This is a genomic window from Streptomyces sp. NPDC087906 (assembly GCF_055584925.1).
The window spans coordinates 276,022-301,241 of sequence record NZ_JBVJLC010000003.1 but is presented as its reverse complement, the minus strand read 5'-3'; the positions used below and the strand labels follow the sequence as shown (position 1 = coordinate 301,241).

Here is a 25,220-nt window from a genome sequence, read left to right as displayed (position 1 = left end):
GCGCTCCCCGCCGGCCGGGTCTCGTCCCGTGCAGCGGGGCGGGTCATACCCCGGTGTGCAGGGCGATCCGCTCATCGCCCGCGTACACGTTCATGGAGGTGCCGCGCAGGAAACCGACCAGGGTGAGCCCGGCCTCCGCCGCCAGGTCGACCGCCAGCGACGACGGCGCCGAGACCGCGGCCAGCATCGGGATGCCCGCCATCACGGCCTTCTGGGCCAGCTCGAACGACGCGCGGCCCGACACCAGCAGGATCGACCGGGACAGCGGCAGCAGATCCTGCTGCAAGGCGTGGCCGACGAGCTTGTCGACCGCGTTGTGCCGGCCGACGTCCTCGCGGATCTCGTACATCTCGCCCGTCTCGGAGAACAGCGCGGCGGCGTGCAGGCCCCCGGTCCTGTCGAAGACCTGCTGCGCCGCCCGCAACCGGTCGGGGAGGCCGGACAGCAGCGCGGGTTCCACCAGGACCGGGGGAGTGTCGGAGATCGGGAAGCGCGCGGTGGTGCGTACGGCGTCCAGGCTCGCCTTGCCGCACAGTCCGCACGACGAGGTCGTGTAGACGTTGCGCTCCAGGCTGATGTCGGGCATCGGGACGCCGGGCGCGAGGCGTACGTCGACGATGTTGTACGTGTTGGTGCCGTCGTCCTTGGCTCCGGCGCAGTACACGATCGACCGCACGTCGGAGGCGGCGGCCAGCACCCCTTCGCTGACCAGGAACCCGGCGGCGAGCGCGAAGTCGTCGCCGGGGGTGCGCATCGTGATGGCGAGCGGTTTGCCGTTCAGCCGGATCTCCAGCGGCTCCTCGGCCACCAGTGTGTCGGGGCGGGTGGTGATCTGCCCGTCCCTGATCCGGATGGTGCGCCGGCGCTCGGTGACCCGTCCCATGTGATCCGCCCTACCCGTCCCGTACCGCTGTCCCGGTGGAGAGCCGGTGCCGGCCCTCGCGATCCACGATGCCATTGGCCGGCGGCCACGACTCATCGCATACAGTATTCTGTCTGCGATGGCCCAGGGGAACCCCGTGGACCGTTCTTTGTCGTGACCGCCGGCGGGACCGGGCGGGGAGATCGGGCGGGGAGATCAGGCGGCGGCGCCGCGGGCCAGCAGATCGGAGATGGCGCCGACCGTACGGAGCGTCGGTACCGGTACGCCGGTGACGCCGGCGAGTTCGACGACGGCGGCGAGCAGGACGTCGAGTTCCAGCGGTTTGCCCTTCTCCAGGTCCTGGAGGGTGGACGTCCGGTGGTCCCCGACGCGTTCGGCGCCCGCGATGCGCCGTTCGACGGTGATGTCGGGGTGGCAGCCCAGCGCCTCGGCGACGCGCAGGGTCTCCGCCATCATCAGCTCGATGACCTCGCGTGTGCCGCGGTGCAGGCACATCTCCCGCATGGTGGCGCGGGTGAGGGCGCTGATCGGGTTGAACGAGATGTTGCCGAGCAGTTTGATCCAGATGTCGTCGCGCAGCTCGGCCTCGACGGGGCATTTGAGCCCGCCGCTCTGCATGGCCGCGCTGAGGTCGAGGCACCGCCGCGACAGCGAGCGGTCGGGTTCGCCGATCGAGAAGCGGGTCCCTTCCAGATGCCGGACGATGCCGGGTCCCGCCAGCTCCGTCGCCGCGTAGACGACGCAGCCGACGGCCCGTTCCGGCGGCAGCACCGCGCTGACCGAGCCGCCGGGGTCGACGCTCTCGATCTTCCTGCCGTCGTACGGGCCGCCCAGGCCGTGGAAGTACCACCAGGGGATGCCGTTCTGGGCGGCGACGACCGCCGTGGTGTCCTTGAGCAGCGGCGTCACCAGCGGCCCGCACGCCGCGTAGGAGTTGGCCTTGAGCCCCAGGAACACATAGTCGACCGGGCCGATCTCGTCCGGTCGGTCGGTGGCGTGCACCCGCGCGGTGAAATCGCCGCGCGGGCTGTACACCCGGACTCCGTGCTGCCGCATGGCCGCGAGATGCGGTCCACGGGCGATGAGATGGACGTCGGCGCCGGCTCGGTCGAGCGCGGCTCCGACATAGGCGCCGATCGCTCCGGCGCCGACAACTGCGACCTTCACCGTGAGGCCCCCTGTCATTGTCGACGATATATTGTCTACAGTATGGAGTTCCCGTCGACAAGGTACCTGACGCCGCATACTGTCGACAGATTCGGTGAAGGATCTTCCCAACCGGCCGACGGGTTCCTAGAGTTCGCGAGCATGACCCCACCCGTCGCACCGGCAGGCTGGAGCCGCTGGCTCGTGCCGCCCGCCGCGCTCGCGGTCCATCTGTCGATCGGCCAGGCGTACGCCTGGAGCGTCTTCAAGCCCCCACTCGAATCCGCGCTCGACCTGTCGGGGACGGCCAGCGCCCTCCCCTTCCAGCTCGGCATCGTCATGCTCGGCCTGTCGGCCGCCTTCGGCGGGACCCTCGTCGAGCGCAACGGTCCGCGCTGGGCGATGACCGTCGCGCTGTCCTGCTTCTCCGCCGGCTTCCTGCTCGCCGCGCTCGGCGCGGCGACCGAGCAGTACTGGCTGATCGTCTTCGGCTACGGGTTCGTCGGCGGCATCGGTCTGGGCATCGGCTACATCTCGCCCGTCTCCACGCTGATCAAGTGGTTCCCCGACCGGCCGGGGATGGCGACCGGCATCGCCATCATGGGCTTCGGCGGCGGCGCGCTGATCGCCTCGCCCTGGTCCGCGCAGATGCTGAAGTCCTTCGGCAGCGACAGCGGCGGCATCGCGCTGGCCTTCCTCGTGCACGGCCTGGTCTACGCCGTGTTCATGTCGCTCGGCGTGCTGCTGATCCGGGTGCCGCGGCCCGGCGAGCGGCCCGGCAGGGCGGGGGCGCCCGTGGTGGCCGCCGAGCCGGCCTCCGGCGTCCAGGTGTCGGCCGGATCCGCCCTGCGCACCCCGCAGTTCTGGTGTCTGTGGGTCGTGCTGTGCATGAACGTCACCGCGGGCATCGGGGTGCTGGAGCGCGCGGCCCCGATGATCACCGACTTCTTCTCCGACACCTCGGCCCCGGTCTCGGTCTCGGCGGCGGCCGGCTTCGTCGCGCTGCTCTCCGCGGCCAACATGGCGGGCAGGATCGGCTGGTCGTCCCTCTCGGACGTGATCGGCCGCAAGAACATCTACCGGTTCTACCTGCTCGTCGGCATCGTCATGTACGTACTGATCTTCCTGACCGGTGACTCCGCCAAGCCGCTCTTCGTCATCTGCGCGATGGTCATCCTGTCGTTCTACGGCGGCGGCTTCGCCACGCTGCCCGCCTATCTCAAGGACCTGTTCGGCACGTACCAGGTCGGCGCGATCCACGGCCGGCTGCTGACCGCGTGGTCGGTCGCCGGGGTCCTCGGCCCGCTCATCGTCAACCGGGTCGCCGACAGCCAGGCGGACGCGGGCAAGAGCGGCCCCTCGCTGTACGGGGTCTCGTTCGTCGTCATGATCTGCCTGCTGGCCGTCGGCTTCGTCGCGAACGAGCTGATCAGGCCCGTCGATCCGCGCCACCACCACATCCCGGCCCCGAGGGAGGCAGCCGATGACCACGCCGTCACCGAGCAGCACGGCATCTGAGTCCCGGCGCACCGGGCTGATCGTCTTCGCCTGGCTCTGGGTGGGGATTCCGTTGGCGTACGGTGTGTACGAGCTTGTCCTGAAGGCCAGACAGTTGTTCACCGGATGATGCGGACTCTCCAAGCGGCGCGGGCGAATCCTGTTGGTTCACCTGTCTTCGTACCGGCCGGTCGCTGACGAGACTGGAGGACTCCTGACGTCGAAGCAGAGGGGGTCCCCGGTATGACCGGCACTCGTATCACCGCGCTCGGCCATTACCAGCCCGCCAAGGTGCTCACCAACGACGACCTCACGGCGTTGGTGGACACCAGCGACGAGTGGATCAGCAGCCGGGTCGGGATCAAGACCCGGCATGTGGCGGGCCCCGACGAACCGGTGGACGAGCTGGCCGCGCACGCCGGGGCGAAGGCGCTGGCCGCGGCCGGCCTCGTCCCCGCCGACATCGACCTGGTCCTGGTCGCGACGTCCACGGCGATCGACCGCTCGCCGAACACGGCGGCCCGGGTCGCCGCCCGGCTCTCCATGGGCTCACCGGCCGTCATGGACCTCAACGTGGTGTGCGCGGGCTTCACCCACGCCCTCGCCACCGCCGACCACACCGTGCGGGCCGGCGCCGCCTCCCGGGTCCTGGTCATCGGCGCCGACAAGATGGCCGGCGTCGCCGACTGGACCGACCGCTCCACCTGCGTCCTGGTGGGGGACGGGGCCGGCGCCGCCGTCGTCGAGGCGACGGGGGACGGCGAGCAGCCCGGGATCGGTCCGGTGCTGTGGGGCTCGGTGCCCGAGATGGGCCACGCGGTACGTATCGAGGGCACCCCGCCGGTCTTCGCCCAGGAGGGCCAGGCCGTCTACCGCTGGGCGATCACCCAGCTCCCGCCGCTCGCGCGCGAGACGTGCCTGCGGGCGGGTGTCGCGCTGGAGGACCTCGGCGCGGTCGTCCTGCACCAGGCCAACCTGCGGATCATCGAGCCGCTCGCGCGCAAGATCGGCGCCGTCAACGCGGTGATCGCCCGGGACGTGGTCGATTCGGGCAACACCTCGGCGGCCTCGATCCCGATGGCGCTGTCCAAACTGGTGGACCGCGGCGAAGTCGCCTCCGGAGCGCCCGCGCTGCTCTTCGGCTTTGGCGGAAATCTCTCTTACGCCGGGCAGGTAATCCGGTGTCCATGAATCCGCCACCCTTCGGTAGACTGTAGACGATAACCAATGTGCCGAGGCGCGGGGCCGGTCGGCACGGTCGTGGTCACCGCCCGCCAGAAGGGGGAGCGCAATGTTGTCGCCAGGACTGCCGCAGGGGGCCGTGCCCAGGCTCGAACGACAGGGACCGCTGCGTGAGCGGGTGTACGAGGCGCTGCTGGAGCTGATCACGACGCGCGCGCTGCGCCCGGGGCAGCATCTGGTCGAGAGCGAACTCGCCGGCCATCTGGGGGTGTCCAGGCAGCCGGTGCGCGAGGCGCTGCAGCGGCTGAACACCGAGGGCTGGATCGATCTGCGCCCGGCCCAGGGCGCGTTCGTGCACGAGCCGACCGAGGACGAGGCGGACCAGCTCCTGTCCGTGCGCACCCTCCTCGAAGCGGAGGCGGCCCGGCTCGCCGCCGCCAACTCCGGCACGGCGGGCATCGCGGCCCTGGAGGAGCTGTGCGCCAGGGGCGAGCAGTCGGTCGCCGACGACGACGTGGACCTGACGGTCGCCACCAACGCGGCCTTCCACGCCAAGGTGATGGAACTGGCCGGCAACGTCGTCCTGGCCGAGCTGGCGGCGCAGGTGGACCGGCGGGTCCGCTGGTACTACACGCCGGTCGCCCGGCAGCGCGGCAAGCAGTCCTGGATCGAGCACCGCGCGCTGATCGCCGCCATAGCCGACCGGGACGAGCGGCGCGCGACGGAAGTCATGCGGGCGCACACGGAGCACACCCGTACCACCTACCACGATCGCGAACAGGTCTGATCCAGCCGCCACTTGAGGCGCAATCGCGCCCCAAGTGTGCCCCGCCACCCGTCTTCGCGCCAGTCTCCGGTCCGATCTCGCCATCGCTTTGTCTTCGGTGTGGAGAAAGTTATGACGGATTCACGCGCAACTTCTTCCCCCTGCGGGCAAGCGCTGCTACGTTCCCCTCGAAAGCACAAGAAACACAGCCGACAAGGCACGTAGCCGACAAGGCGGGGAGGGGCGCGTGAGACGCATGACCGCACGACCCGCGAACGCGCACCAGGCGCGACTGCTCAGGCTGCTGCGTGACGGTGGCCCCAACTCCCGCGCCCAGCTCGGTGATCAGGTCGACCTCTCGCGGTCCAAGCTGGCCGTCGAGGTCGACCGGCTGCTGGAGACCGGACTCGTCGTCGCCGACGGACTCGCCGCATCGCGCGGCGGACGCCGCTCCCACAACATCCGGCTGGCGCCCGCCCTGCGCTTCCTCGGCGTGGACATCGGTGCCACCTCGATCGACGTGGCCGTCACCAACGCGGAGCTGGAGGTGCTCGGGCACCTCAACCACCCGATGGACGTACGCGAGGGCCCGGTCGCCGTCTTCGAGCAGGTGCTCACGATGGCGGGCAAGCTCAAGGTGTCCGGTCTCGCCGACGAGTTCGACGGCGCCGGCATCGGGGTCCCCGGTCCTGTCCGCTTCCCCGAGGGTGTGCCCGTAGCACCGCCGATCATGCCCGGCTGGGACGGTTTCCCGGTCCGCGAGGCGCTCAGCCAGGAACTGGGCTGCCCCGTCATGGTCGACAACGACGTGAACCTGATGGCGATGGGGGAGCAGCACGCGGGCGTCGCACGCTCCGTCGGCGACTTCCTCTGCGTCAAGATCGGTACCGGTATCGGCTGCGGCATCGTCGTCGGCGGCGAGGTCTACCGCGGTACGACGGGCAGCGCGGGCGACATCGGCCATATCCAGGTGGAGCCCGACGGCCGCGCCTGCGCGTGCGGCAACAGGGGCTGCCTGGAAGCCCACTTCAGCGGCGCTGCGCTCGCCCGCGACGCCGACGACGCGGCCCGTGACGGCCGCTCACCCGAACTCGCCGCCCGGCTCGCCGCCGGCGGCACACTGACGGCGGTCGACGTCGCGGCGGCGGCGGCGGCCGGTGACACCGCCGCACTCGACCTCATCCGCGACGGCGGCAACCGCGTCGGCCAGGTCATCGCCGGGCTCGTCAGCTTCTTCAACCCCGGACTCGTCGTGATCGGCGGCGGTGTGACCGGCCTCGGCCACACCCTGCTGGCCTCGGTCCGCACCCAGGTCTACCGGCAGTCCCTGCCGCTGGCCACCGGCAACCTCCCCATCGTCCTGGGGGAGTTGGGCCCCGTCGCCGGAGTCACCGGCGCGGCCCGGCTCATCAGCGACCACCTGTTCTCGCCGGCCTGACGCCGGCGGCGCGCAGCACCGTAAACACACCGCACCGCACAGCAAAGCAACACCGCACAACAAAGAACAACACCGCACCACACCGCACCACCCGGCACCACGGCACAGCGCAACGGCACCACGGCACAGCACCAGCACCGCACACGCACGAGCCGCACACACGCAAGAGCCGCACCGTGCTCCACCCTGCCCTTGACCTGCCCTGCCCGCGGGGCGGCCGGTTCCGCCGAGGGGATACGCCATGGCACCAGCACCACCCGAATCCGTCCTGCTCACCATGTCCGGCATCACCAAGTCCTTCCCCGGAGTCCGCGCCCTCGACGGGGTGGACCTGGAGGTGAGGGCCGGCGAGGTGCACTGCCTGCTGGGCCAGAACGGCGCAGGCAAGTCCACACTCATCAAGGTGCTGGCCGGTGCCCACCAGCCCAACGACGGTGTGATCACCTGGCGCGGCGAAGCGGTCGCGCTCAAGTCACCCATCGCCGCCATGCGGCTCGGCATCGCCACCATCTACCAGGAACTCGACCTGGTGGAAGGGCTTTCGGTCGCCGAGAACATCTTCCTCGGCCATGAACCCACCAGCGCCGGGTTCGTCGTCAGGGGCCGGGAGGCCAGGAGGAACGCCGAGGCGCTGCTGAAGCGGCTCGGCCACCCGGAGATCCAGGCCCACCGCACCGTCGGCTCGCTCTCCGCGGCCCAGCAGCAGATCGTCTCCATGGCGCGCGCGCTCTCCCACGACGTACGCCTGATCGTCATGGACGAACCGTCAGCGGCCCTCGACCCGGACGAGGTCGACAACCTCTTCCGGATCGTCGCCACCCTGATCGCCGACGGGGTCGCCGTCGTCTACATCTCCCACCGGCTCGAAGAGATCCGCCGCATCGGCGACCGGGTCACCGTGCTCAAGGACGGCAAGACCGTCGCCGTCGGCCTGCCGGCCAAGGAGACCCCGACCCGCGAGATCGTCGCCCTGATGACCGGACGGAACGTCGAGTACGTCTTCCCCGAGCACCAGGCGGCGCCGCCGGCCGCGACGACCGAACCCGTCCTGCGGGTCGAAGGACTCTCCAGGGAAGGCGAGTTCGCCCCCGTCGACCTCGAACTGCGGCCCGGCGAGATCGTCGGCCTCGCCGGCCTCGTCGGCTCCGGGCGCTCCGAGATCCTGGAGACCATCTACGGTGCCCGCAAGCCGAGCACCGGCCAGGTCTTCGTCGCCGGCAAACCACTGCGCCCCGGCAGTGTGCGCGCAGCCGTACGGGCCGGTATCGGGCTCGCGCCCGAGGAGCGCAAGGCCCAGGGCCTGCTGATGCTCGAATCCGTCACCCGCAACGTGTCGGTCTCGACCCTCTCCCGCTTCTCGCGGGCCGGCTGGCTCGACCGGTCGGCCGAGCGCTCCGCCGCCCAGGCGGCCACCAGGGAGCTGTCCCTGCGCCCCGACAACCCGGACGCCCGGATCCGCACCCTCTCCGGCGGCAACCAGCAGAAGGCGGTACTCGCCCGCTGGCTGCTGCGCGGCTGCCGGGTCCTGCTCCTCGACGAACCCACCCGCGGTGTGGACGTCGGCGCGCGCGCCGAGCTCTACTCCGTGATCCGCCGGCTGGCCGACGACGGCCTGGCCGTACTGCTCGTCTCCAGCGAGGTCCCCGAAGTCCTGGGCCTCGCCGACCGGGTGCTGGTGCTCCGGGAAGGCCAGGTCGTCCACCGGGCGCCGGCCGAGGAGCTCGACGAACACCGTGTACTCGACCTTGTGATGGAAGGGAGCCCGACGCCATGAAACAGCCTGCCTCTGAGGCGCAGCAGGGCGGGCCGGACGCCGCGGCCGCACCCGAGCAGCCGACGTCCGCCGTCAGCACCGCCAAGTCAGGTCCGCAGAAGGGCGGCAGGCCAGGACTCGGGCTGCGGCTCGATGTCCGCAACCTCTCGCTGCTCGGTGTGCTCGTCGCACTGATCATCGTCGGGGGCATCACCAAGCCCGAGCAGTTCCTCGACGTCAACAACCTCCAACTCGTGCTCACCCAGGCCTCGGTCATCGGTGTGGTCACGGTCGGCGCGACCTTCGTCATCACCAGCGGCGGGATCGACCTGTCCGTCGGGGCGATCGTGGCGCTGGCGTCGGTGTGGGCGACGACGGTCGCCACCCAGGAGTTCGGCTTCTGGGGCATCCTGTTCACCGCGGTGGTGGTGGGCCTCGCCTGCGGCCTGGTCAACGGTGTGCTGATCGCGTACGGCGGGATGGTGCCCTTCATCGCGACCCTCGCGATGCTGGCCTCGGCCCGCGGTCTCGCGCTCCAACTCACCGACGGCAAGACCCAGATCGTCACCGTCCAGTCGGTGCTCGACCTCGGTGGCCGCGACTCCTACGTCCTCGGCATACCGCCGCTCGTCATCGTCTTCGCCGCCGTGACGGTCGTCGGCTGGCTGGTGCTCAACCGCACCACCTTCGGCCGCCGCACGGTCGCGGTCGGCGGCAACCCGGAGGCCGCGCGGCTCGCCGGTATCGACGTCCGCAGGCAGCGGCTGTACCTGTACCTGCTCTCCGGCCTCTGCTGCGGTATCGCCGCGTTCCTGCTGGTGGTGCTGGCCGGTTCGGGCCAGAACACCAACGGAAACCTCTACGAACTCGACGCCATCGCCGCCGCGATCATCGGTGGCACCCTGCTCAGCGGCGGCCGCGGCACCATCGTCGGCTCCGTACTCGGTGTGCTGGTGTTCACCACGATCACCAACATCTTCGCCCTCAACAACCTGCAGAGCGACGTCCAGCAGATCGCCAAGGGCGTCATCATCGTCGCCGCGGTCCTGGTCCAGCGGCGCACAGCGCGGGGTGGCGAGGGCTGACCTCGCCCATGTCGTAACCCGGCACCCGCCCGAACTCGTCACCCCCTCAAGCCCGATCCGAAGAACGCCCTATCCGAAGGGTTCAACCGCCATGCCAGAAACCAGCCGCAGAGGACTGCTCTTCGGCACCGCCGCCGTCTCGGCGGGTGCCTTCCTCACCGCCTGCACCAGCAACGAGCCCGACAAGAAGGAAGCGGCGGCCGACACCAAGCCGGCCGCGACCGACAAGCCGGGCAAGCACGTCACCATCGGCTTCGCGGGACCGCAGGCCGACCACGGCTGGCTCAACGCCATCAACGAGCAGGCCAAGGCACGCGCCGCCACGTACTCCGACGTGACACTGGAGGCCACCGAGGGCTCCAACGACACGGCCGCCCAGATCGGCCAGGTCGACACACTGATCAACAAGAAGGTCGACGTCCTGGTGGTCCTGCCGGGCGATGGCAAGGCGCTCACCCAGGCGGGGCTCAAGGCCATGCGGGCCGGTATCCCGGTCATCAACCTGGACCGGATCTTCGCCACCCCGCAGGCGTACCGCTGCTGGATCGGCGGCGACAACTACGGCATGGGCCTCAACGCCGGCAACTACATCGGCGAGAAGCTCAAGGGCAAGGCCAACGCCAAGGTCATCGAGCTGGCCGGCATCGACGGTCTCGAACTGACTACCCAGCGCACCAAGGGCTTCGACGACGCCCTGAAGAACTACCCCAACATCAAGAAGGTCGCCCGGCAGGCGGCCGAGTTCACCGTCGAGTCCGGCCAGGCCAAGATGGCCCAACTGCTCCAGGCCCAGCCCAACTTCGACGCCATCTGGAACCACGACGACGACCAGGGCGTGGGCGCCCTGCGCGCCATCGACCAGGCGGGCCGCGACGGCTTCCTGATGGTCGGCGGCGCGGGCGCCAAGTCGGCGATGGACGCCATCAAGGCCGACAACAGTGTGCTGAAGGCGACCGTCCTCTACCCGCCCACCATGGCCGCGTCCGCCATCGACCTGGCGCGCGCGCTCGCCCAGTCCAAGGGCATCAGCGGGATCTCGGAAACGGAGATACCCACCCAGATCACCGTCTTCTCCGCCGTGGTAGACAAGACGAACATCGATCAGTACCTGCCGTCCGGCTTTAGCTGACCGGCCCTGGTGCGTCCGTCCCCCACTGAATGAGAGACGAGGAGTGTCCCGTATGACCCCCAGGGAAGCGTCGGAGAAAGAGGCCGGTGCGCCGCCGACACTCGGTGTCGGCATGGTCGGATACGCGTTCATGGGCGCCGCCCACTCACAGGGGTGGCGCACCGCAGGACATGTCTTCGACCTGCCGATGCGCCCGGCGCTCGCCGCGATCTGCGGACGAGACGCCGACTCCGTGCGCGCGGCGGCGGCCAAACACGGCTGGGCCGCCGCCGAGACGAACTGGCGGGACCTCATCGCCCGGGACGATGTGCAGTTGGTCGACATCTGCACACCGGGGGACAGCCACGCGGAGATCGCCATCGCCGCGCTGGAGGCGGGCAAGCACGTGTTGTGCGAGAAGCCGCTCGCCAACTCGGTCGCCGAGGCGGAGGAGATGGTCAGGGCCGCCGAAGCGGCCAGGTCGCGCGGGCAGTTGGCGATGGTGGGGTTCAACTACCGCCGGGTGCCGGCTGTCGCGTACGCCCGCAAGCTCATCGCCGAGGGCAGGCTGGGCACACTGCGCCATCTGCGGGTCACCTATCTCCAGGACTGGCTGGTCGACCCGGAGTTCCCGCTCACCTGGCGGCTCCAGCAGGAGCACGCGGGCTCCGGGGCGCTCGGCGACCTGGGGGCGCACATCATCGACCTCGCCCAGTTCCTGACGGGCGAGCCGCTGGCGGGGGTCTCCGCGCTGTCGGAGACCTTCGTCAAGGAGCGCCCCGTGCTGGCGGGGGCCTCGGCGGGTCTTTCGGCGTCCGGCGGCGCCGAGCACGGTCCGGTGACCGTGGACGACGCCGCCGTGTTCACCGGCCGGCTCGCCTCCGGCGCGCTGGCCTCGTTCGAGGCGACCCGGTTCGCCTCGGGCCGCAAGAACGCGCTCAAGCTGGAGATCAACGGCGAGCGCGGTTCGCTCGCCTTCGACCTGGAGCGCCTCAACGAGCTGCAGTTCCACGACCACACCGAACCGGCGCCGTCGTCCGGCTTCCGCCGGATCCTGGTCACCGAGCCGGAACACCCGTACCTGGAGGCGTGGTGGCCGCCGGGCCACGCGCTCGGCTACGAGCACACCTTCATCCACCAGGCCCGCGACCTGGTCGAGGCGATCGCCGCCGGCACCGACCCGGCGCCGTCGTTCGCCGACGGACTGCAGGTGCAGCGGGTGCTCGCAGCCGTCGAGGAGAGCGCGGCGAAGAACGCCGTCTACACACCCGTGCCGCCCCCGCCGGGGACACCCGCCTAGGAGGTCCGAATGCCACGTCCGTTCACCCTGTTCACCGGCCAGTGGGCCGATCTGCCCCTGGAAGAGGTCTGCAGGCTCGCCCGTGACTTCGGTTACGACGGCCTGGAACTCGCCACCTGGGGCGACCACTTCGAGGTCGACAAGGCCCTGGCCGACCCGGGGTACCTGGACAGCCGCCACCAACTGCTCGACAAGTACGGGCTCAAGTGCTGGGCGATCTCCAACCACCTGGTGGGCCAGGCGGTCTGCGACAGCATCATCGACGAGCGCCACCAGGGCATCCTGCCCGGCCGCATCTGGGGCGACGGGGAGCCCGAGGGCGTCAGGCAGCGCGCCGCCGCCGAGATCAAGGACACCGCGCGGGCCGCGGCCGCCTTCGGCGTCAACACGGTCATCGGCTTCACCGGATCCTCCATCTGGCATCTGGTGGCGATGTTCCCGCCGGTGCCGCCCGGGATGATCGAGCGGGGCTACCAGGACTTCGCCGAGCGCTGGAACCCGATCCTGGACGTCTTCGACGCCGAGGGGGTGCGCTTCGCCCACGAGGTGCACCCGAGCGAGATCGCGTACGACTACTGGACCACCAAGCAGGCGCTCGAAGCGGTCGACCACCGGCCCGCGTTCGGGCTGAACTTCGACCCCAGCCACTTCGTGTGGCAGGACCTGGACCCGGTCAACTTCCTCTACGACTTCCGGGACCGGATCTACCACGTGGACTGCAAGGAGGCCCGCAAGCGGCTCGACGGCCGCAACGGCCGGCTGGGCTCGCACCTGCCCTGGGGCGACCCGAGGCGCGGCTGGGACTTCGTCTCCGCGGGCCACGGCGACGTGCCGTGGGAGGACGTCTTCCGGATGCTGCGGTCGATCGGCTACGAGGGTCCCGTCTCCGTCGAGTGGGAGGACGCGGGCATGGACCGGCTCGCCGGGGCGCCCGAGGCGCTCAGGGACCTGAAGCGCTTCGACTTCGACCCGCCCACCGCGTCGTTCGACGCGGCCTTCGGCGGCGGCGAGTAGGGCCGGGCCTCCCCGCCCGGCCCCGCACGGACAGCCCGGTGGTGACCACCACCACCGGGCGGTCCGGCATGCCCGGATCCGCCTTTGTCCTGATCCGGGAAAAAGTGCAACTTCACCTCTGCGCAAGGTCTTTCCGTCCCGGACGAACCCGGCTACCGTCCACTGAGGTGTACAGGACACAGATGGTCCCCGGTACACGGATGGTCCCCGGTGTGACGGCGCACGCCGGTGCCAAGAGAGCGCCTCGCGCTCCTCGGTGACCCGCAGGTACGAACAGCCCACTTCTGGAGGACTTTCGTGCACAGAAAACGTCTCAGAGCCAGACCACTCCTCGCACTGCTCACCGGTGCGCTGCTCGCCGTCGGCAGCCTCAGCGCCGTACCCGCCGTCGCGGCGGACCCGACCACCCGGCACGAGGAGGAGCCGGCCGCCGACCCCAGCTTCCAGCAGGTGACCCTCGCGAAGGGCGCCGACGAGGTGGGCGAGCCGATGTCGCTCGCCGTCCTGCCGGACCGGCAGGTGCTGCACACCTCGCGTGACGGCACACTGCGGATCACCGACGCCGCCGGCACCACCAAGGTCGCCGGCACACTGGAGGTCTACAGCCACGACGAGGAAGGCCTCCAGGGCGTCGGCGTCGACCCCGGCTTCGCCGAGAACCGCGCGATCTACCTGTACTACGCGCCCAAGCTCAACACCCCCGACGGCGACGCCCCCGAGAACGGCACCGCCGCCGATTTCGCACCCTTCGACGGGTACAACCGGCTCTCGCGCTTCACACTGAACGCGGACGGCACCCTCGACAAGGCGAGCGAGAAGAAGGTCCTCGACGTCGCGACGTCCCGCGGCACCTGCTGCCACGTCGGCGGCGACATCGCGTTCGACGGCGACGGAAACCTGTACCTGTCGACCGGCGACGACACCAACCCCTTCGCCTCCGACGGCTACACGCCCATCGACGAACGCCCGGACCGCAACCCGGCGTTCGACGCGCGGCGCAGCGCCGGGAACTCCAACGACCTGCGCGGCAAGGTGCTGCGCGTCAAGGTCGCCGACGACGGCTCGTACACCGTCCCCGAGGGCAACCTCTTCGCTCCCGGTACGGACAAGACCCGCCCCGAGATCTACGCGATGGGCTTCCGCAACCCGTTCCGGCTGTCGGTCGACAAGCAGACCGGCGTTGTGTACGTGGGCGACTACGGCCCCGACGCGGGGGCGGCCTCGCCGACCCGCGGGCCGGGCGGCCAGGTCGAGTTCGCGCGGATCACCGAGGCCGGCAACTTCGGCTGGCCGTACTGCACGGGGAACAACGACCCGTTCGTGGACTACGACTTCGCGACCGGGACGTCGGGCGCCGCCTTCGACTGCGCGGCGCCGAAGAACACCTCGCCGCACAACACGGGTCTCACCGACCTGCCGCCGGCCCAGCCGGCCTGGATCCCCTACGACGGCGGCAGCGTACCGGAGTTCGGCAACGGCTCCGAGTCCCCGATGGGCGGACCCGTCTACCGCTACGACGCCGACTCCGACTCCGCGGTGAAGTTCCCCGAGGAGTACGACGGCGACTTCTTCGCCGGTGAGTTCGGCCGGCAGTGGATCAAGCGGATCGAGCAGGGCGCCGACGGCACGGTCTCCAAGATCAACGACTTCCCGTGGACCGGCACCCAGGTCATGGACATGGAGTTCGGCCCCGACGGCGCGCTCTACGTACTCGACTACGGGCTCTCCTGGTTCGGCGGCGACGACAACTCCGCCGTCTACCGCATCGAGAACATCACCGGCGGACGCTCGCCCGTCGCGGTCGCCTCGGCCAACAAGACCTCGGGCACCGCGCCCCTGCGGGTCAGCTTCTCCTCCGCCGGCACCCAGGACCCGGACGGCGACGAGCTGTCCTACGCATGGGACTTCGGCGACGGGACCAGCTCGACGGAAACCAATCCGGTCCACCCGTACAAGAAGAACGGCACCTACACCGCGACCCTCACCGCGACCGACCCGGCAGGCCACACCGGCACCGCGTCCGTACGGGTGGTCGTCGGCAACACCGCGCCCAAGGTGACCCTGCAACTCCCGGCCGACGGAGCGCTGTTCAGCTTCGGCGACGCCATCCCGTTCAAGGTCACGGTCACCGACCCCGAGGACGGCACGGCGATCGACTGCGCCAAGGTCACCGTCCGCTACATCCTCGGCCATGACAACCACGGCCATCCGATCACCTCGGCCAACGGCTGCGAAGGCACCATCACGGCGCCGGCCGACGCCGACCACGATCCCAACGCCAACATCTTCGGTGTGATCGACGCCGAGTACACCGACGGCGGAGGCGGCGGCCAGGCGGCGCTCACCAGCCACGACGAGGCGCAGCTCCAGCCCCGCCACCGGCAGGCCGAGCACTTCACCGACTCGTCCGGGATCAGCACCCCGGCCAAGACGAGCGCCAACGGCGGCAAGACGGTCGGCGACATCGACAACGGCGACTGGATCTCGTTCGCGCCGTACAACCTGACCGGTTCGAAGACACTGACCGCGCGGATCTCCTCGGCCGGCGCGGGCGGCTTCCTCGAAGTGCGCACCGGATCGCCCGACGGCAATCTGCTCGGCTCCGCGCCCATCCCGGTCACCGGGAGCTGGGACACGTTCCAGGACGTCGACGTCCCCCTGCGGGCCGTACCGAAGAAGTCCACAGAACTGTTCCTCGTCTTCAAGGGCGGTGCGGGCGCGCTCTACGACCTGGACGACTTCCAGATCAGCGACCAGGCGCCCGGCAAGATCCAGAAGCGGGTGCTGGTCTTCTCCAGGACCGCGGGCTTCCGGCACGACGCGATCCCCGAGGGCATCGCGGCCCTGAAGGAACTGGGCAAGGACAACAACATCACGGTCGACACCACCGAGACCGCCGCCCAGTTCACCACCAACAACCTCGCCCGCTACGACGCGGTGGTCTTCATGTCCACCACCGGCGATGTGCTCGACGCGTCCCAGCAGGCCGCGTTCGAGAACTTCATCTCCACCGGCGGCGGCTATCTGGGCGTCCACGCGGCGGCCGACACCGAGTACGACTGGCCGTTCTACGGCGGCCTGGTCGGCGCCTACTTCCAGGGCCACCCGCAGATCCAGCCGGCCACCGTACGCGTCGAGGACCACACCAACCCGGCCACCGCGCACTTCGGTGACACCTGGGCGCACACCGACGAGCTGTACAACTACCGCACCAACCCGCGCTCCAAGGTGCGGGTGCTGGCGACCCTCGACGAGACCACGTACCAGGGCGGCACGATGCGCGGCGACCACCCGATCGCCTGGTGCCAGTCCTACGAGGGCGGCCGGTCCTTCTACACCGGACTCGGCCACACCAAGGAGTCCTACGCCGACCCCGACTTCCGCCAGCACCTGCTGGGCGGACTGCGGTACGCGGCAGGACAGGTCAAGGCCGACTGCGCGCCGAAGACGGGTTACCGGACCATCTTCAACGGGCAGACACTGGAAGGCTGGAAGCAGGCGGGCCCCGGCAAGTTCACCGTCGCCGACGGTGAACTGCGCAGCGAGGGCGGCCTGGGCATGCTCTGGTACCAGCCCAAGCAGCTCGGCTCCTACTCGCTGAAGCTCGACTGGAAGCTCGACGGAGACGACAACTCCGGTGTGTTCGTGGGCTTCCCCGAGTCCGACGACCCCTGGTCGGCGGTGGACAACGGGTACGAGGTGCAGATCGACGCGACCGACGCGCCGGACCGCACCACCGGCTCGGTCTACACCTTCAAGGCGGCCGACATCAAGGCCAGAGACCGGGTGCTACGGCCGCCCGGCCAGTGGAACAGCTACGAGATCAAGGTCCAGGGTGAGCGTCTGCAGGTCTTCCTCAACGGAGTGAAGATCAACGACTTCACCAACACCGACCCTGTGCGGAGCCTGAAGGACGGCTACCTCGGCATCCAGAACCACGGTGCCGACGACCAGGTCGCCTTCCGGAACATCCAACTCAGGGAACTGCCTGCCCAGTAGAGCCGGGCAGCCGCCAGCCGGCGGCGGGCGGGGAGGCGCCGTACCCCCCGCCCGTCGCCGCCCATCAACCACCACAGCACGACCGGCACATCAACGGCAGGGAGGCAGCCCGTGACCATCACCGAATCGACTGCAGGACGTACCGGAGTCTGGTTCGTCGGAGCGCGCGGCTCCGTCGCCACGACCGCCGTCGCGGGATGCGCGGCGGTCACCGCCGGGCTCCACCCGCCGACCGGCATGGTCACCGAGACCCCGCCGTTCGCGGCAGCCGGCCTCCCCGCCCTGTCCACCCTCGTCTTCGGCGGCCACGACACGGCCAGTTGCCCGCTGCCCAAGCGCGCCGAGGAGCTGACCGCCGCCGGCGTACTGCCGCACGGCCTGCCCGCCGCGATCGGCGCCGAACTCGCCGCCGCCGACGAGGAGATACGCCCCGGCGGACCGCAGGCCGGCGACACCCGCGACGACGACCAGCTCATCGCCGCCTTCGCCGAGGACATCGCCGACTTCCGGCGCCGCACCGGCGTCGCCCGCGTCGTCGTCGTCAACGTGTCGTCCACCGAACCCCAGCCGGGCCCCGACGACCCGCGGCTGCCCGCCAGTTCGCTGTACGCGGCGGCGGCCGTCCGAGCCGGCTGCGGCTACGTCAACTTCACCCCGTCCACCGGGCTGCGCACCGCCGCCCTCACCGACGCCGCCGCGGCGGGCGGGCTTCCGCACGCGGGCCGCGACGGCAAGACGGGCCAGACGCTGCTCCGCGCCGTACTCGCCCCGATGTTCGTCCAGCGCGCCCTGACCGTACGGGCCTGGTCGGGCACCAATCTGCTGGGCGGCGGGGACGGGGCGGCGCTGGCCGACCCGGCGGCGGCAGCCGCCAAGAACGCGGGCAAGGAGCGGGTCCTGGCCGACACCCTGGGCGCGGCCCCCGAGGGCGAGGTGCACATCGACGACGTGCCCGCCCTCGGCGACTGGAAGACCGCCTGGGACCACATCGCCTTCGACGGCTTCCTCGGCTCGCGGATGATCCTCCAGACCATCTGGCAGGGCTGCGACTCGGCGCTCGCCGCTCCGCTCGTCCTCGACCTGGCCCGGCTGGTCGCCCGCGCCCACGAACTGGGCATCAGCGGCCCGCTGCCCGAACTGGGCTTCTACTTCAAGGACCCGGACTCGGGACCCGCCGGCCTCTCCGAGCAGTTCGAGATACTGCTGGCCTTCGCCGACCGGCTGAAGGAGACCAGGTGAGCCTGCGCGCCTGGGCCGAACTGCTGCGGGTCTCCGCCCTGTTCACCGTCCCCGGCGACGCCCTGGCCGGCGCTGCGGCGACCGGCCTGCGGCCCAACCGCGGCACGGCGCTCTCGGTCGGCGCCGCGCTGTGCCTGTACGAGGCGGGCATGGCGCTCAACGACTGGGCGGACCGCGAGGAGGACGCGATCGAGCGTCCGCACCGGCCCATCCCGTCGGGCCGTATCTCCCCGGCCGCCGCCCTGACGGCGGCCGGGGCCCTGACGGCTGCGGGCCTCGCGCTGTCCGCCCGTGCGGGGCGCGCCCCGCTGGCGGTGTCCGCCGCGCTCGCCGCCACCGTCTGGGCGTACGACCTGCGGCTGAAGCACACGGTGGCGGGTCCCGTCGCCATGGGCGCGGCGCGCTCCCTCGACCTGGTGCTCGGCGCCGTCGCCACGGCGGCGGTCCGGGGCGGCGGCGGATCCGCCGCCGCCAAGAGCCTGCCGTCAGCGGCGCTGCTCGGCGCGCACACCGTCGCCGTCACGACCGTCTCCCGGCACGAGGCGCAGGGCGGTTCGGCGGCGGCGCCGCTCGCCGCGCTCGCCGCGACCGCGGCCCTCGGCGCCACGGTGGCCCGCCGCCCGGCACCGACCCCGGCGGGCAGGACGGTGCCCGCGCTGGGCGCCGCCTATGTCGCGACCGCCGCCCGGCCCCTCGCGCACGCCGTCCTCAACCCGTCGCCGCCGCTCACCCAGCGCGCGGTCGGCGGCGGGATCCGGGCCATGATCCCGCTCCAGGCCGCCCTCGCCGCGCGCGGCGGCGCCCTCGGCAGCGCCCTCGCGGTGATGGGGCTCGTACCGCTCGCCCGCGCTTTCGGACGGAAGGTGAGCGTCACATGAGCCTGCGCCTCGGCTACGGCACCAACGGACTCACCGACCTGCGGCTCGACGAAGCCCTCGGGCTCCTCGCCGACCTCGGGTACGAGGGGGTCGGGCTGACCCTCGACCACATGCACCTCGACCCGCTCGCCGACGACCTCGCGGCCCGCACCCGGCAGGTGGGACGCACACTGACGGAGCTGGGCCTCGGCGTCACCGTCGAGACCGGCGCCCGCTATGTGCTCGACCCGCGCCGCAAACACGGACCCTCGCTGCTCGACCCGGACCCCGAGGGACGCGCCGCCCGGGTCGCGCTGCTGGTCACGGCCGTGCGGGTGGCGGCCGATCTCGGCGCGCACGCCGTGCACTGCTTCAGCGGGATCACCCCGCCGGGCACCGACACGGAGACGGCGTTCAGACGCCTCGAAGAAACCATGGCGCCCGTGCTGGCCGCCGCGGCGGCCGAAGGGGTCCCGCTCGCCGTCGAGCCCGAACCGGGACATCTCGTCGGCGACCTCGCGGGATTCCACGAACTGCGGCGGCGACTGGGGGACCCGGCGCCGCTCGGCCTCACCCTCGACCTCGGTCACTGCCAGTGCCTGGAACCGCTGCCGCCCGCCGACTGCGTTCGCGCGGCGGCGCCCTGGCTGCGGCACGTCCAGATCGAGGACATGCGGCGCGGTGTGCACGAACATCTGCCGTTCGGCGAGGGCGAGATGGACTTCCCGCCGCTGCTCGAAGCGCTCGCCGAGGCCGACTACCAGGGGCTGACCGTCGTGGAGCTGCCGCGCCACTCCCACGCGGGACCCGAAATAGCCCGCACCTCCCTGGAATTCCTGCGCGGCATCGTCACGAAGGGAGCACCGGCATGACCCCACCCCTCACCCGCGACACGCTGGCCGCCCGGCTCGACCCGGACGCGCGCGCCTGGCTCGACAGCGCGCTCACCGAAGCCGGGGCCGCCCCCGACAACGTTGCCTTCGCCCCCTGGGAGCTGCGCTTCGCCGCCGCGGGCCGGCACTGCGGCCAGGACAACGCCGACGACGTACGCACCCTGCTGCTCCAGCAGGCCGGCGCGGGCGTCGACACCCTGGGCCGGCTCTACCACCAGGGCAACGCGGCCGAACGGCGCGCCGTCCTGCTCGCCCTGCCCGACCGCGTCCCGGGGCCCGACGCCCTGCCGCTCACCGAGGACGCGCTGCGTACCAACGACACCCGGCTCGTCGCCGCCGCCGTCGGACCGTACGCGGCGGCGCACCTCGACGCCCACGCCTGGCGGCACGCCATCCTCAAGTGCCTGTTCACCGGAGTGCCCGTCGACGCCGTCGACCGACTCGCCGAACGGGCCGCCGGCGACGCCGAACTGGCCAGGATGCTGGGCGACTTCGCCGCCGAGCGCACAGCGGCCGGCCGGGAGGTACCGGCAGACCTGCACCGCGTACTGACCCTGACGGGACTGGAGTCCTGATGCGCATCTTCGACCCCCACATCCACATGACCTCCCGCACCACGGACGACTACCAGGCGATGTACGCCGCGGGTGTCCGCGCCCTGGTCGAGCCGTCCTTCTGGCTCGGCCAGCCGCGTACCTCACCCGCCAGCTTCTACGACTACTTCGACGCGCTGCTCGGCTGGGAGCCGTTCCGCGCAGCCCAGTACGGCATCGCCCACCACTGCACCCTCGGCCTCAACCCCAAAGAGGCCAACGACCCGCGCTGCCTGCCCGTCCTGGAGGAGCTGCCCCGCTATCTCGTCAAGGACGGCGTCGTCGCCGTCGGCGAGCTGGGCTACGACTCGATGACCCCGGCCGAAGACCTGGCGCTCGCCGCTCAGTTGCAGCTCGCCGCCGACCACGGGCTGCCCGCGCTCGTGCACACCCCGCACCGGGACAAGCTGGCCGGGCTGCGCCGCACCGTCGACGTGATCCGGGAGTCGGTCCTCGCCCCCGACCGGGTGCTGCTCGACCACCTCAACGAGACCACCGTCAAGGACGCCGCCGAGAGCGGCAGTTGGCTCGGCTTCTCCATCTACCCCGACACCAAGATGGACGAGGACCGGATGGTCGCCGTGCTCAAGGCGCACGGCACGGAGAAGGTCCTCGTCAACTCGGCGGCGGACTGGGGCAAGAGCGACCCGCTGAAGACCCGCAAGGTCGCCGACGCGATGCTCGCCGCCGGCTTCACCGAGGACGACGTCGACCAGGTGCTCTGGCGCAACCCCGTCGCCTTCTACGGACTCAGCGGCAGACTCCAGCTCGACGTACCGGCCCCCGAGGCCCTGCACGAGGGCAACTCCATCCTCCGCGGCGGGGAGTGAGCCCATGCGCTTCCGCCATCCCGACGGCTCCACCGTCCATCTCTCCTACTGCACCAACGTGCACCCCGCGGAGAACCTCGAAGGGGTGCTCGGCCAACTGCGCGACCACTGCGAGCCGGTACGCAAGCGGCTCGGCCGCGACCGCCTCGGCATCGGGCTCTGGCTCGCCAAGGGCGCGGCCCAGGCCCTGATCAACGACCCGGCCCAACTGCGCGGCCTGCGGGCCGAACTGGACCGGCGCGGCCTTGAGGTCGTCACCCTCAACGGCTTCCCCTACGAGGGATTCGGCGCCGAGGAGGTCAAGTACCGGGTCTACAAGCCCGACTGGGCCGACCCCGAACGGCTCTCGCACACCAGCGACCTGGCCCGGCTGCTGGCGGCCCTGCTGCCCGACGACGTCACCGAGGGGTCCGTCTCCACCCTGCCGCTCGCCTGGCGCACCACCTTCGACGAGGCAGCGGCCGACACCGCGCGGACCGCGCTGCGCACCCTCGCCGCACGGCTCGACGCGCTGGAGGAACTGACCGGCAAATCCATCAGGATCGCCCTGGAGCCCGAACCCGGCTGCACCGTCGAGACCACGGGCGACGCGATCGGCCCGCTCACCGACATCGCCAGCGACCGGATCGGCATCTGCGTCGACACCTGCCATCTCGCCACCTCCTTCGAGGACCCGGCGACCGCGCTCGCCGCACTCGAAGCCGCGCACATCGTCATCCCCAAGGCGCAGCTCTCCGCCGCGCTGCACGCCGAAGACCCGCATCTGCCCGAGGTGCGCGAAGCCCTCGGCGCCTTCGCCGAACCCCGCTTCCTGCACCAGACCCGCACCCGCACGGCGGCGGGACTGCGCGGCACCGACGACCTGGACGAGGCGCTCGGCGGCGGCACACTCCCGGACGGTGCGCCCTGGCGCTCGCACTTCCACGTCCCGCTGCACGCACCGCCCGCGCCACCGCTCACCTCCACCCTGCCGGTGCTCCAGGACACCCTCGCCCGCCTCGTCGGCGTCGCCGAACCGCGCACCCGCCACCTCGAGGTCGAGACCTACACCTGGCAGGCGCTGCCGGCCGAACTGCGCCCCCGCAGCCGCGGGCAGCTCGCCGACGGCATCGCCGCCGAACTCACCCTGGCCCGCGACCTGCTGGTCGACCTCGGCCTGAAGGAGCTGCCATGACGGACACCGGACCCACCCCGCTGCTGGTGCTGGACGTCGTCGGACTCACCCCCCAACTGCTGCACCACATGCCGAACTTGAAAAAACTCGCGGGAGCCGGCTCGCAGGCCCCGCTGACCACGGTGCTGCCCGCCGTCACCTGCAGCGCCCAGTCGACCTTCCTCACCGGCACCCTGCCCGCCGAGCACGGCATCGTCGGCAACGGCTGGTACTTCCGCGAACTCGGCGACGTCCTGCTCTGGCGCCAGCACAACGGGCTGGTCTCGGGCGACAAGCTGTGGGACGCGGCGCGCCGCGCCCACCCCGGCTACACCGTCGCCAACGTGTGCTGGTGGTACGCGATGGGCGCCGACACCGACTACACCGTCACGCCCCGGCCGGTGTACTACGCCGACGGCCGCAAGGAGCCCGACTGCTACACCCGACCGCCGGAGCTGCACGACGAACTCGAAGCCGAGCTGGGCACGTTCCCGCTGTTCCACTTCTGGGGCCCCGGCGCCGACCTCGTCTCGTCGCAGTGGATCATCGACGCGACCCGGCACATCATCCGCACCCGCACCCCCGACCTGGCGCTGTGCTACGTGCCGCACCTCGACTACGACCTCCAGCGCTTCGGACCCGACGACCCGCGCTCGCTGCGGGCGGCGGCCGAACTCGACGCCGCGCTGGCCCCGTTGCTGGACGACGCGAAGGCCGAGGGCCGGGTCGTCGTCGCGCTGTCCGAGTACGGCATCACCCGGGTCTCCCGTCCGGTGGACATCAACAGGGCGCTGCGCAGGGCAGGTCTGCTGGAGGTGCACACCCAGGACGGCATGGAGTACCTGGACCCGATGGCCTCCCGCGCCTTCGCCGTCTCCGACCACCAGATCTCGCACGTCTACGTGCGCCGCCCGGAGGACCTGGAGGCGACCCGCGAGGCCCTGAAGGACCTCGCGGGCATCGAGGAACTCCTCGACGACGAGGGCAAGAAGCGCTACGGCCTCGACCACCCGCGCTCGGGCGAGCTGGTGGCCGTCGCCGAGCCGGACGCCTGGTTCACGTACTACTACTGGCTCGACGACGAACGGGCCCCCGACTTCGCCCAGTTGGTCGAGATCCACCGCAAGCCCGGCTACGACCCCGTCGAGCTGTTCATGGACCCCCTCGACCCGTACGTCAAGGTGAAGGCGGCCACGGCCATCGCCCGCAAGAAGCTGGGCATGCGCTACCGCCTCGCCGTCGTACCGCTCGACCCCGCCCCCATCCGGGGCAGCCACGGCCGCCTTCCGGCGAGCGACGAAGAAGGTCCGCTCATCCTGTGCTCGGCCCCCCACGCCGTCGGTGACCGTGTCGCGGCCACCGATGTGAAGTCCCTGCTGCTGACCCTCGCAGGACTGCACTGACACCGAAGGAGTTCCGCATATGAGCCGCAAGAAGTCCGTCGACCCCGAGCTGTCCCACCGCCTCAGCAGACGCAACATGCTCGGCGTCACCGCCGGAGCCGGCGCCGCGGCCCTGCTCGGCCTCTCGGCCGGTACCGCGGGAGCGGTCGAGAGCGCCGCGAAGGGGAAGGGCGCCGGCGCGACCCAGCCGGTACTGCCCCCGAACCGCCTCGGCATCCAGCTCTACTCGCTGCGCGACAAGATCGCCGAGATCGGTTTCGCCGCCGTCTTCAAGGAGCTGGAGAGCTTCGGGTACGACGAGATCGAGTACGCGGGCTACACCCAGGGCATCGGCAGCATCACCGTGAAGCAGCTCGCCAGGCTCGCCAAGAGCTACGGGCTCAACGGCATCGGCAGCCATGTCAACTACGCCGACAGCAACCCCGACGGGTACAGCTTCGCGACCAAGCTGGAGCAGGTCCTCGACGACGCGCAGGCCCTGGGCCTCGAACACATCGGCACCGCTTCGAGCCCCGCGCGGTACGGCAACACCGTCGACGCGTACAAGCGCGCCGCCGAGGAGTTCAACACCTACGGCGAAGCGGCCAGGGCGCGCGGGATGAAGTTCTACCAGCACAACCACGGGGACGAGTTCGGCTTCGCGACCGACGACCCGAACGTGCGCCTCTACGACGTGCTGCTGGCGGAGACCGACCCGAAGTTCGTCTTCCTGGAGATGGACATCTACTGGGCGTTCACCGGCCAGTTCCGCTACAGCGTCACCCCGGAGGGCAAGCCCAGGCCCTTCGAGCCGATCGACTACGTGGTGCAGCAGCCGCACCGCTACCCGCTGTTCCACGTCAAGGACGGTGTGCACGACCCGGACTCCCGTGACGGGTACGACATGACGGACGTCGGGGACGGCGACATCGACTACAAGACCTTCATCCAGAAGGTCAACAAGACCAACAAGGGCCGCACGTACCACCACTGGCAGGTGGAGCACGACCAGCCGGTCGACTCCATCGCGTTCGCCCGCAAGTCGGCCGACCATCTGCACGCGCTGACCGAGAAGAAGAAGGGCTGAGCCACCAGGAACCGC

Annotated in this window: 21 protein-coding genes; 19 read left to right on the top strand and 2 right to left on the bottom strand. The window is 70.9% G+C overall.

The window, feature by feature from the left end; translation table 11 throughout:
• Window positions 1-43: 43 nt before the first annotated feature.
• The gene (fdhD, locus tag ACZ63I_RS10840; RefSeq protein ID WP_469337468.1) at window positions 44-883 is read right to left on the bottom strand and encodes a formate dehydrogenase accessory sulfurtransferase FdhD; all 840 of its coding nucleotides are present in this window, start codon (window positions 881-883) and stop codon (window positions 44-46) included.
• A 195-nt stretch (window positions 884-1,078) separates the two neighbouring features.
• A complete protein-coding gene (locus tag ACZ63I_RS10835) occupies window positions 1,079-2,050 on the bottom strand; it encodes a 2-dehydropantoate 2-reductase (protein ID WP_469337466.1) in 972 nt (323 codons plus the stop codon).
• A gap of 141 nt (window positions 2,051-2,191) precedes the next feature.
• Here ACZ63I_RS10835 and ACZ63I_RS10830 point away from each other — a divergent pair, with 141 nt between their 5' ends.
• From ACZ63I_RS10830 to ACZ63I_RS10740, 19 genes are all read left to right on the top strand, one after another.
• Window positions 2,192-3,547 (top strand): OFA family MFS transporter, encoded by a 1,356-nt coding sequence (locus tag ACZ63I_RS10830; protein ID WP_469337464.1) that lies wholly within the window; start codon window positions 2,192-2,194, stop codon window positions 3,545-3,547.
• Complete coding sequence (locus ACZ63I_RS10825; protein WP_469337462.1) at window positions 3,513-3,656, top strand: MFS transporter small subunit; 144 nt, start codon at window positions 3,513-3,515, stop codon at window positions 3,654-3,656. The genes ACZ63I_RS10830 and ACZ63I_RS10825 overlap by 35 nt, the downstream gene beginning before the upstream one ends.
• Window positions 3,657-3,769: 113 nt before the next feature.
• Window positions 3,770-4,717, top strand: coding sequence for a beta-ketoacyl-ACP synthase III (locus ACZ63I_RS10820; RefSeq protein ID WP_469337460.1), 948 nt, complete (start codon window positions 3,770-3,772; stop codon window positions 4,715-4,717).
• Window positions 4,718-4,817: 100 nt separating this feature from the next.
• Window positions 4,818-5,495 (top strand): GntR family transcriptional regulator, encoded by a 678-nt coding sequence (locus tag ACZ63I_RS10815; protein ID WP_469337458.1) that lies wholly within the window; start codon window positions 4,818-4,820, stop codon window positions 5,493-5,495.
• Window positions 5,496-5,730: 235 nt separating this feature from the next.
• Entirely contained in the window at window positions 5,731-6,912 is a 1,182-nt protein-coding gene (locus ACZ63I_RS10810; protein ID WP_328584027.1) for an ROK family transcriptional regulator, read from the top strand.
• 241 nt (window positions 6,913-7,153) lie between these two features.
• Window positions 7,154-8,686, top strand: coding sequence for a sugar ABC transporter ATP-binding protein (locus tag ACZ63I_RS10805; protein ID WP_469337456.1), 1,533 nt, complete (start codon window positions 7,154-7,156; stop codon window positions 8,684-8,686).
• Complete coding sequence (locus tag ACZ63I_RS10800) at window positions 8,683-9,750, top strand: ABC transporter permease (protein ID WP_469337455.1); 1,068 nt, start codon at window positions 8,683-8,685, stop codon at window positions 9,748-9,750. The genes ACZ63I_RS10805 and ACZ63I_RS10800 overlap by 4 nt, the downstream gene beginning before the upstream one ends.
• A 91-nt stretch (window positions 9,751-9,841) precedes the next feature.
• Complete coding sequence (locus ACZ63I_RS10795) at window positions 9,842-10,879, top strand: substrate-binding domain-containing protein (protein ID WP_469337453.1); 1,038 nt, start codon at window positions 9,842-9,844, stop codon at window positions 10,877-10,879.
• 52 nt (window positions 10,880-10,931) lie between these two features.
• A complete protein-coding gene (locus tag ACZ63I_RS10790; protein WP_469337451.1) occupies window positions 10,932-12,158 on the top strand; it encodes a Gfo/Idh/MocA family protein in 1,227 nt (408 codons plus the stop codon).
• 9 nt (window positions 12,159-12,167) lie between these two features.
• Entirely contained in the window at window positions 12,168-13,172 is a 1,005-nt protein-coding gene (locus ACZ63I_RS10785) for a sugar phosphate isomerase/epimerase family protein (protein WP_469337450.1), read from the top strand.
• Between the two features lie 297 nt (window positions 13,173-13,469).
• Complete coding sequence (locus tag ACZ63I_RS10780; protein ID WP_469337448.1) at window positions 13,470-17,171, top strand: ThuA domain-containing protein; 3,702 nt, start codon at window positions 13,470-13,472, stop codon at window positions 17,169-17,171.
• A 111-nt stretch (window positions 17,172-17,282) separates the two neighbouring features.
• Window positions 17,283-18,410 (top strand): inositol-3-phosphate synthase, encoded by a 1,128-nt coding sequence (locus ACZ63I_RS10775; protein ID WP_469337446.1) that lies wholly within the window; start codon window positions 17,283-17,285, stop codon window positions 18,408-18,410.
• Window positions 18,407-19,288: an SCO3242 family prenyltransferase gene (locus ACZ63I_RS10770; RefSeq protein WP_469337445.1), complete on the top strand. Its 882-nt coding sequence runs from the start codon at window positions 18,407-18,409 to the stop codon at window positions 19,286-19,288. The genes ACZ63I_RS10775 and ACZ63I_RS10770 overlap by 4 nt, the downstream gene beginning before the upstream one ends.
• Complete coding sequence (locus tag ACZ63I_RS10765) at window positions 19,285-20,139, top strand: sugar phosphate isomerase/epimerase family protein (RefSeq protein WP_469337444.1); 855 nt, start codon at window positions 19,285-19,287, stop codon at window positions 20,137-20,139. Before ACZ63I_RS10770 ends, ACZ63I_RS10765 begins: the two co-directional genes overlap by 4 nt.
• The gene (locus ACZ63I_RS10760) at window positions 20,136-20,735 is read left to right on the top strand and encodes an EboA domain-containing protein (protein WP_469337442.1); all 600 of its coding nucleotides are present in this window, start codon (window positions 20,136-20,138) and stop codon (window positions 20,733-20,735) included. Before ACZ63I_RS10765 ends, ACZ63I_RS10760 begins: the two co-directional genes overlap by 4 nt.
• On the top strand, window positions 20,735-21,583 hold the full coding sequence (locus ACZ63I_RS10755; protein ID WP_469337440.1) for a TatD family hydrolase: 849 nt from the start codon (window positions 20,735-20,737) through the stop codon (window positions 21,581-21,583). The genes ACZ63I_RS10760 and ACZ63I_RS10755 overlap by 1 nt, the downstream gene beginning before the upstream one ends.
• 4 nt (window positions 21,584-21,587) lie before the next feature.
• Window positions 21,588-22,757, top strand: coding sequence for a metabolite traffic protein EboE (eboE, locus tag ACZ63I_RS10750; RefSeq protein ID WP_469337438.1), 1,170 nt, complete (start codon window positions 21,588-21,590; stop codon window positions 22,755-22,757).
• The gene (locus ACZ63I_RS10745; protein ID WP_469337436.1) at window positions 22,754-24,139 is read left to right on the top strand and encodes a nucleotide pyrophosphatase/phosphodiesterase family protein; all 1,386 of its coding nucleotides are present in this window, start codon (window positions 22,754-22,756) and stop codon (window positions 24,137-24,139) included. The genes eboE and ACZ63I_RS10745 overlap by 4 nt, the downstream gene beginning before the upstream one ends.
• Window positions 24,140-24,158: 19 nt before the next feature.
• Window positions 24,159-25,205 carry a sugar phosphate isomerase/epimerase family protein gene (locus ACZ63I_RS10740; RefSeq protein WP_469337434.1) on the top strand — a complete coding sequence of 349 codons (1,047 nt, stop codon included), beginning with the start codon at window positions 24,159-24,161 and terminating at the stop codon, window positions 25,203-25,205.
• Window positions 25,206-25,220: the final 15 nt, after the last annotated feature.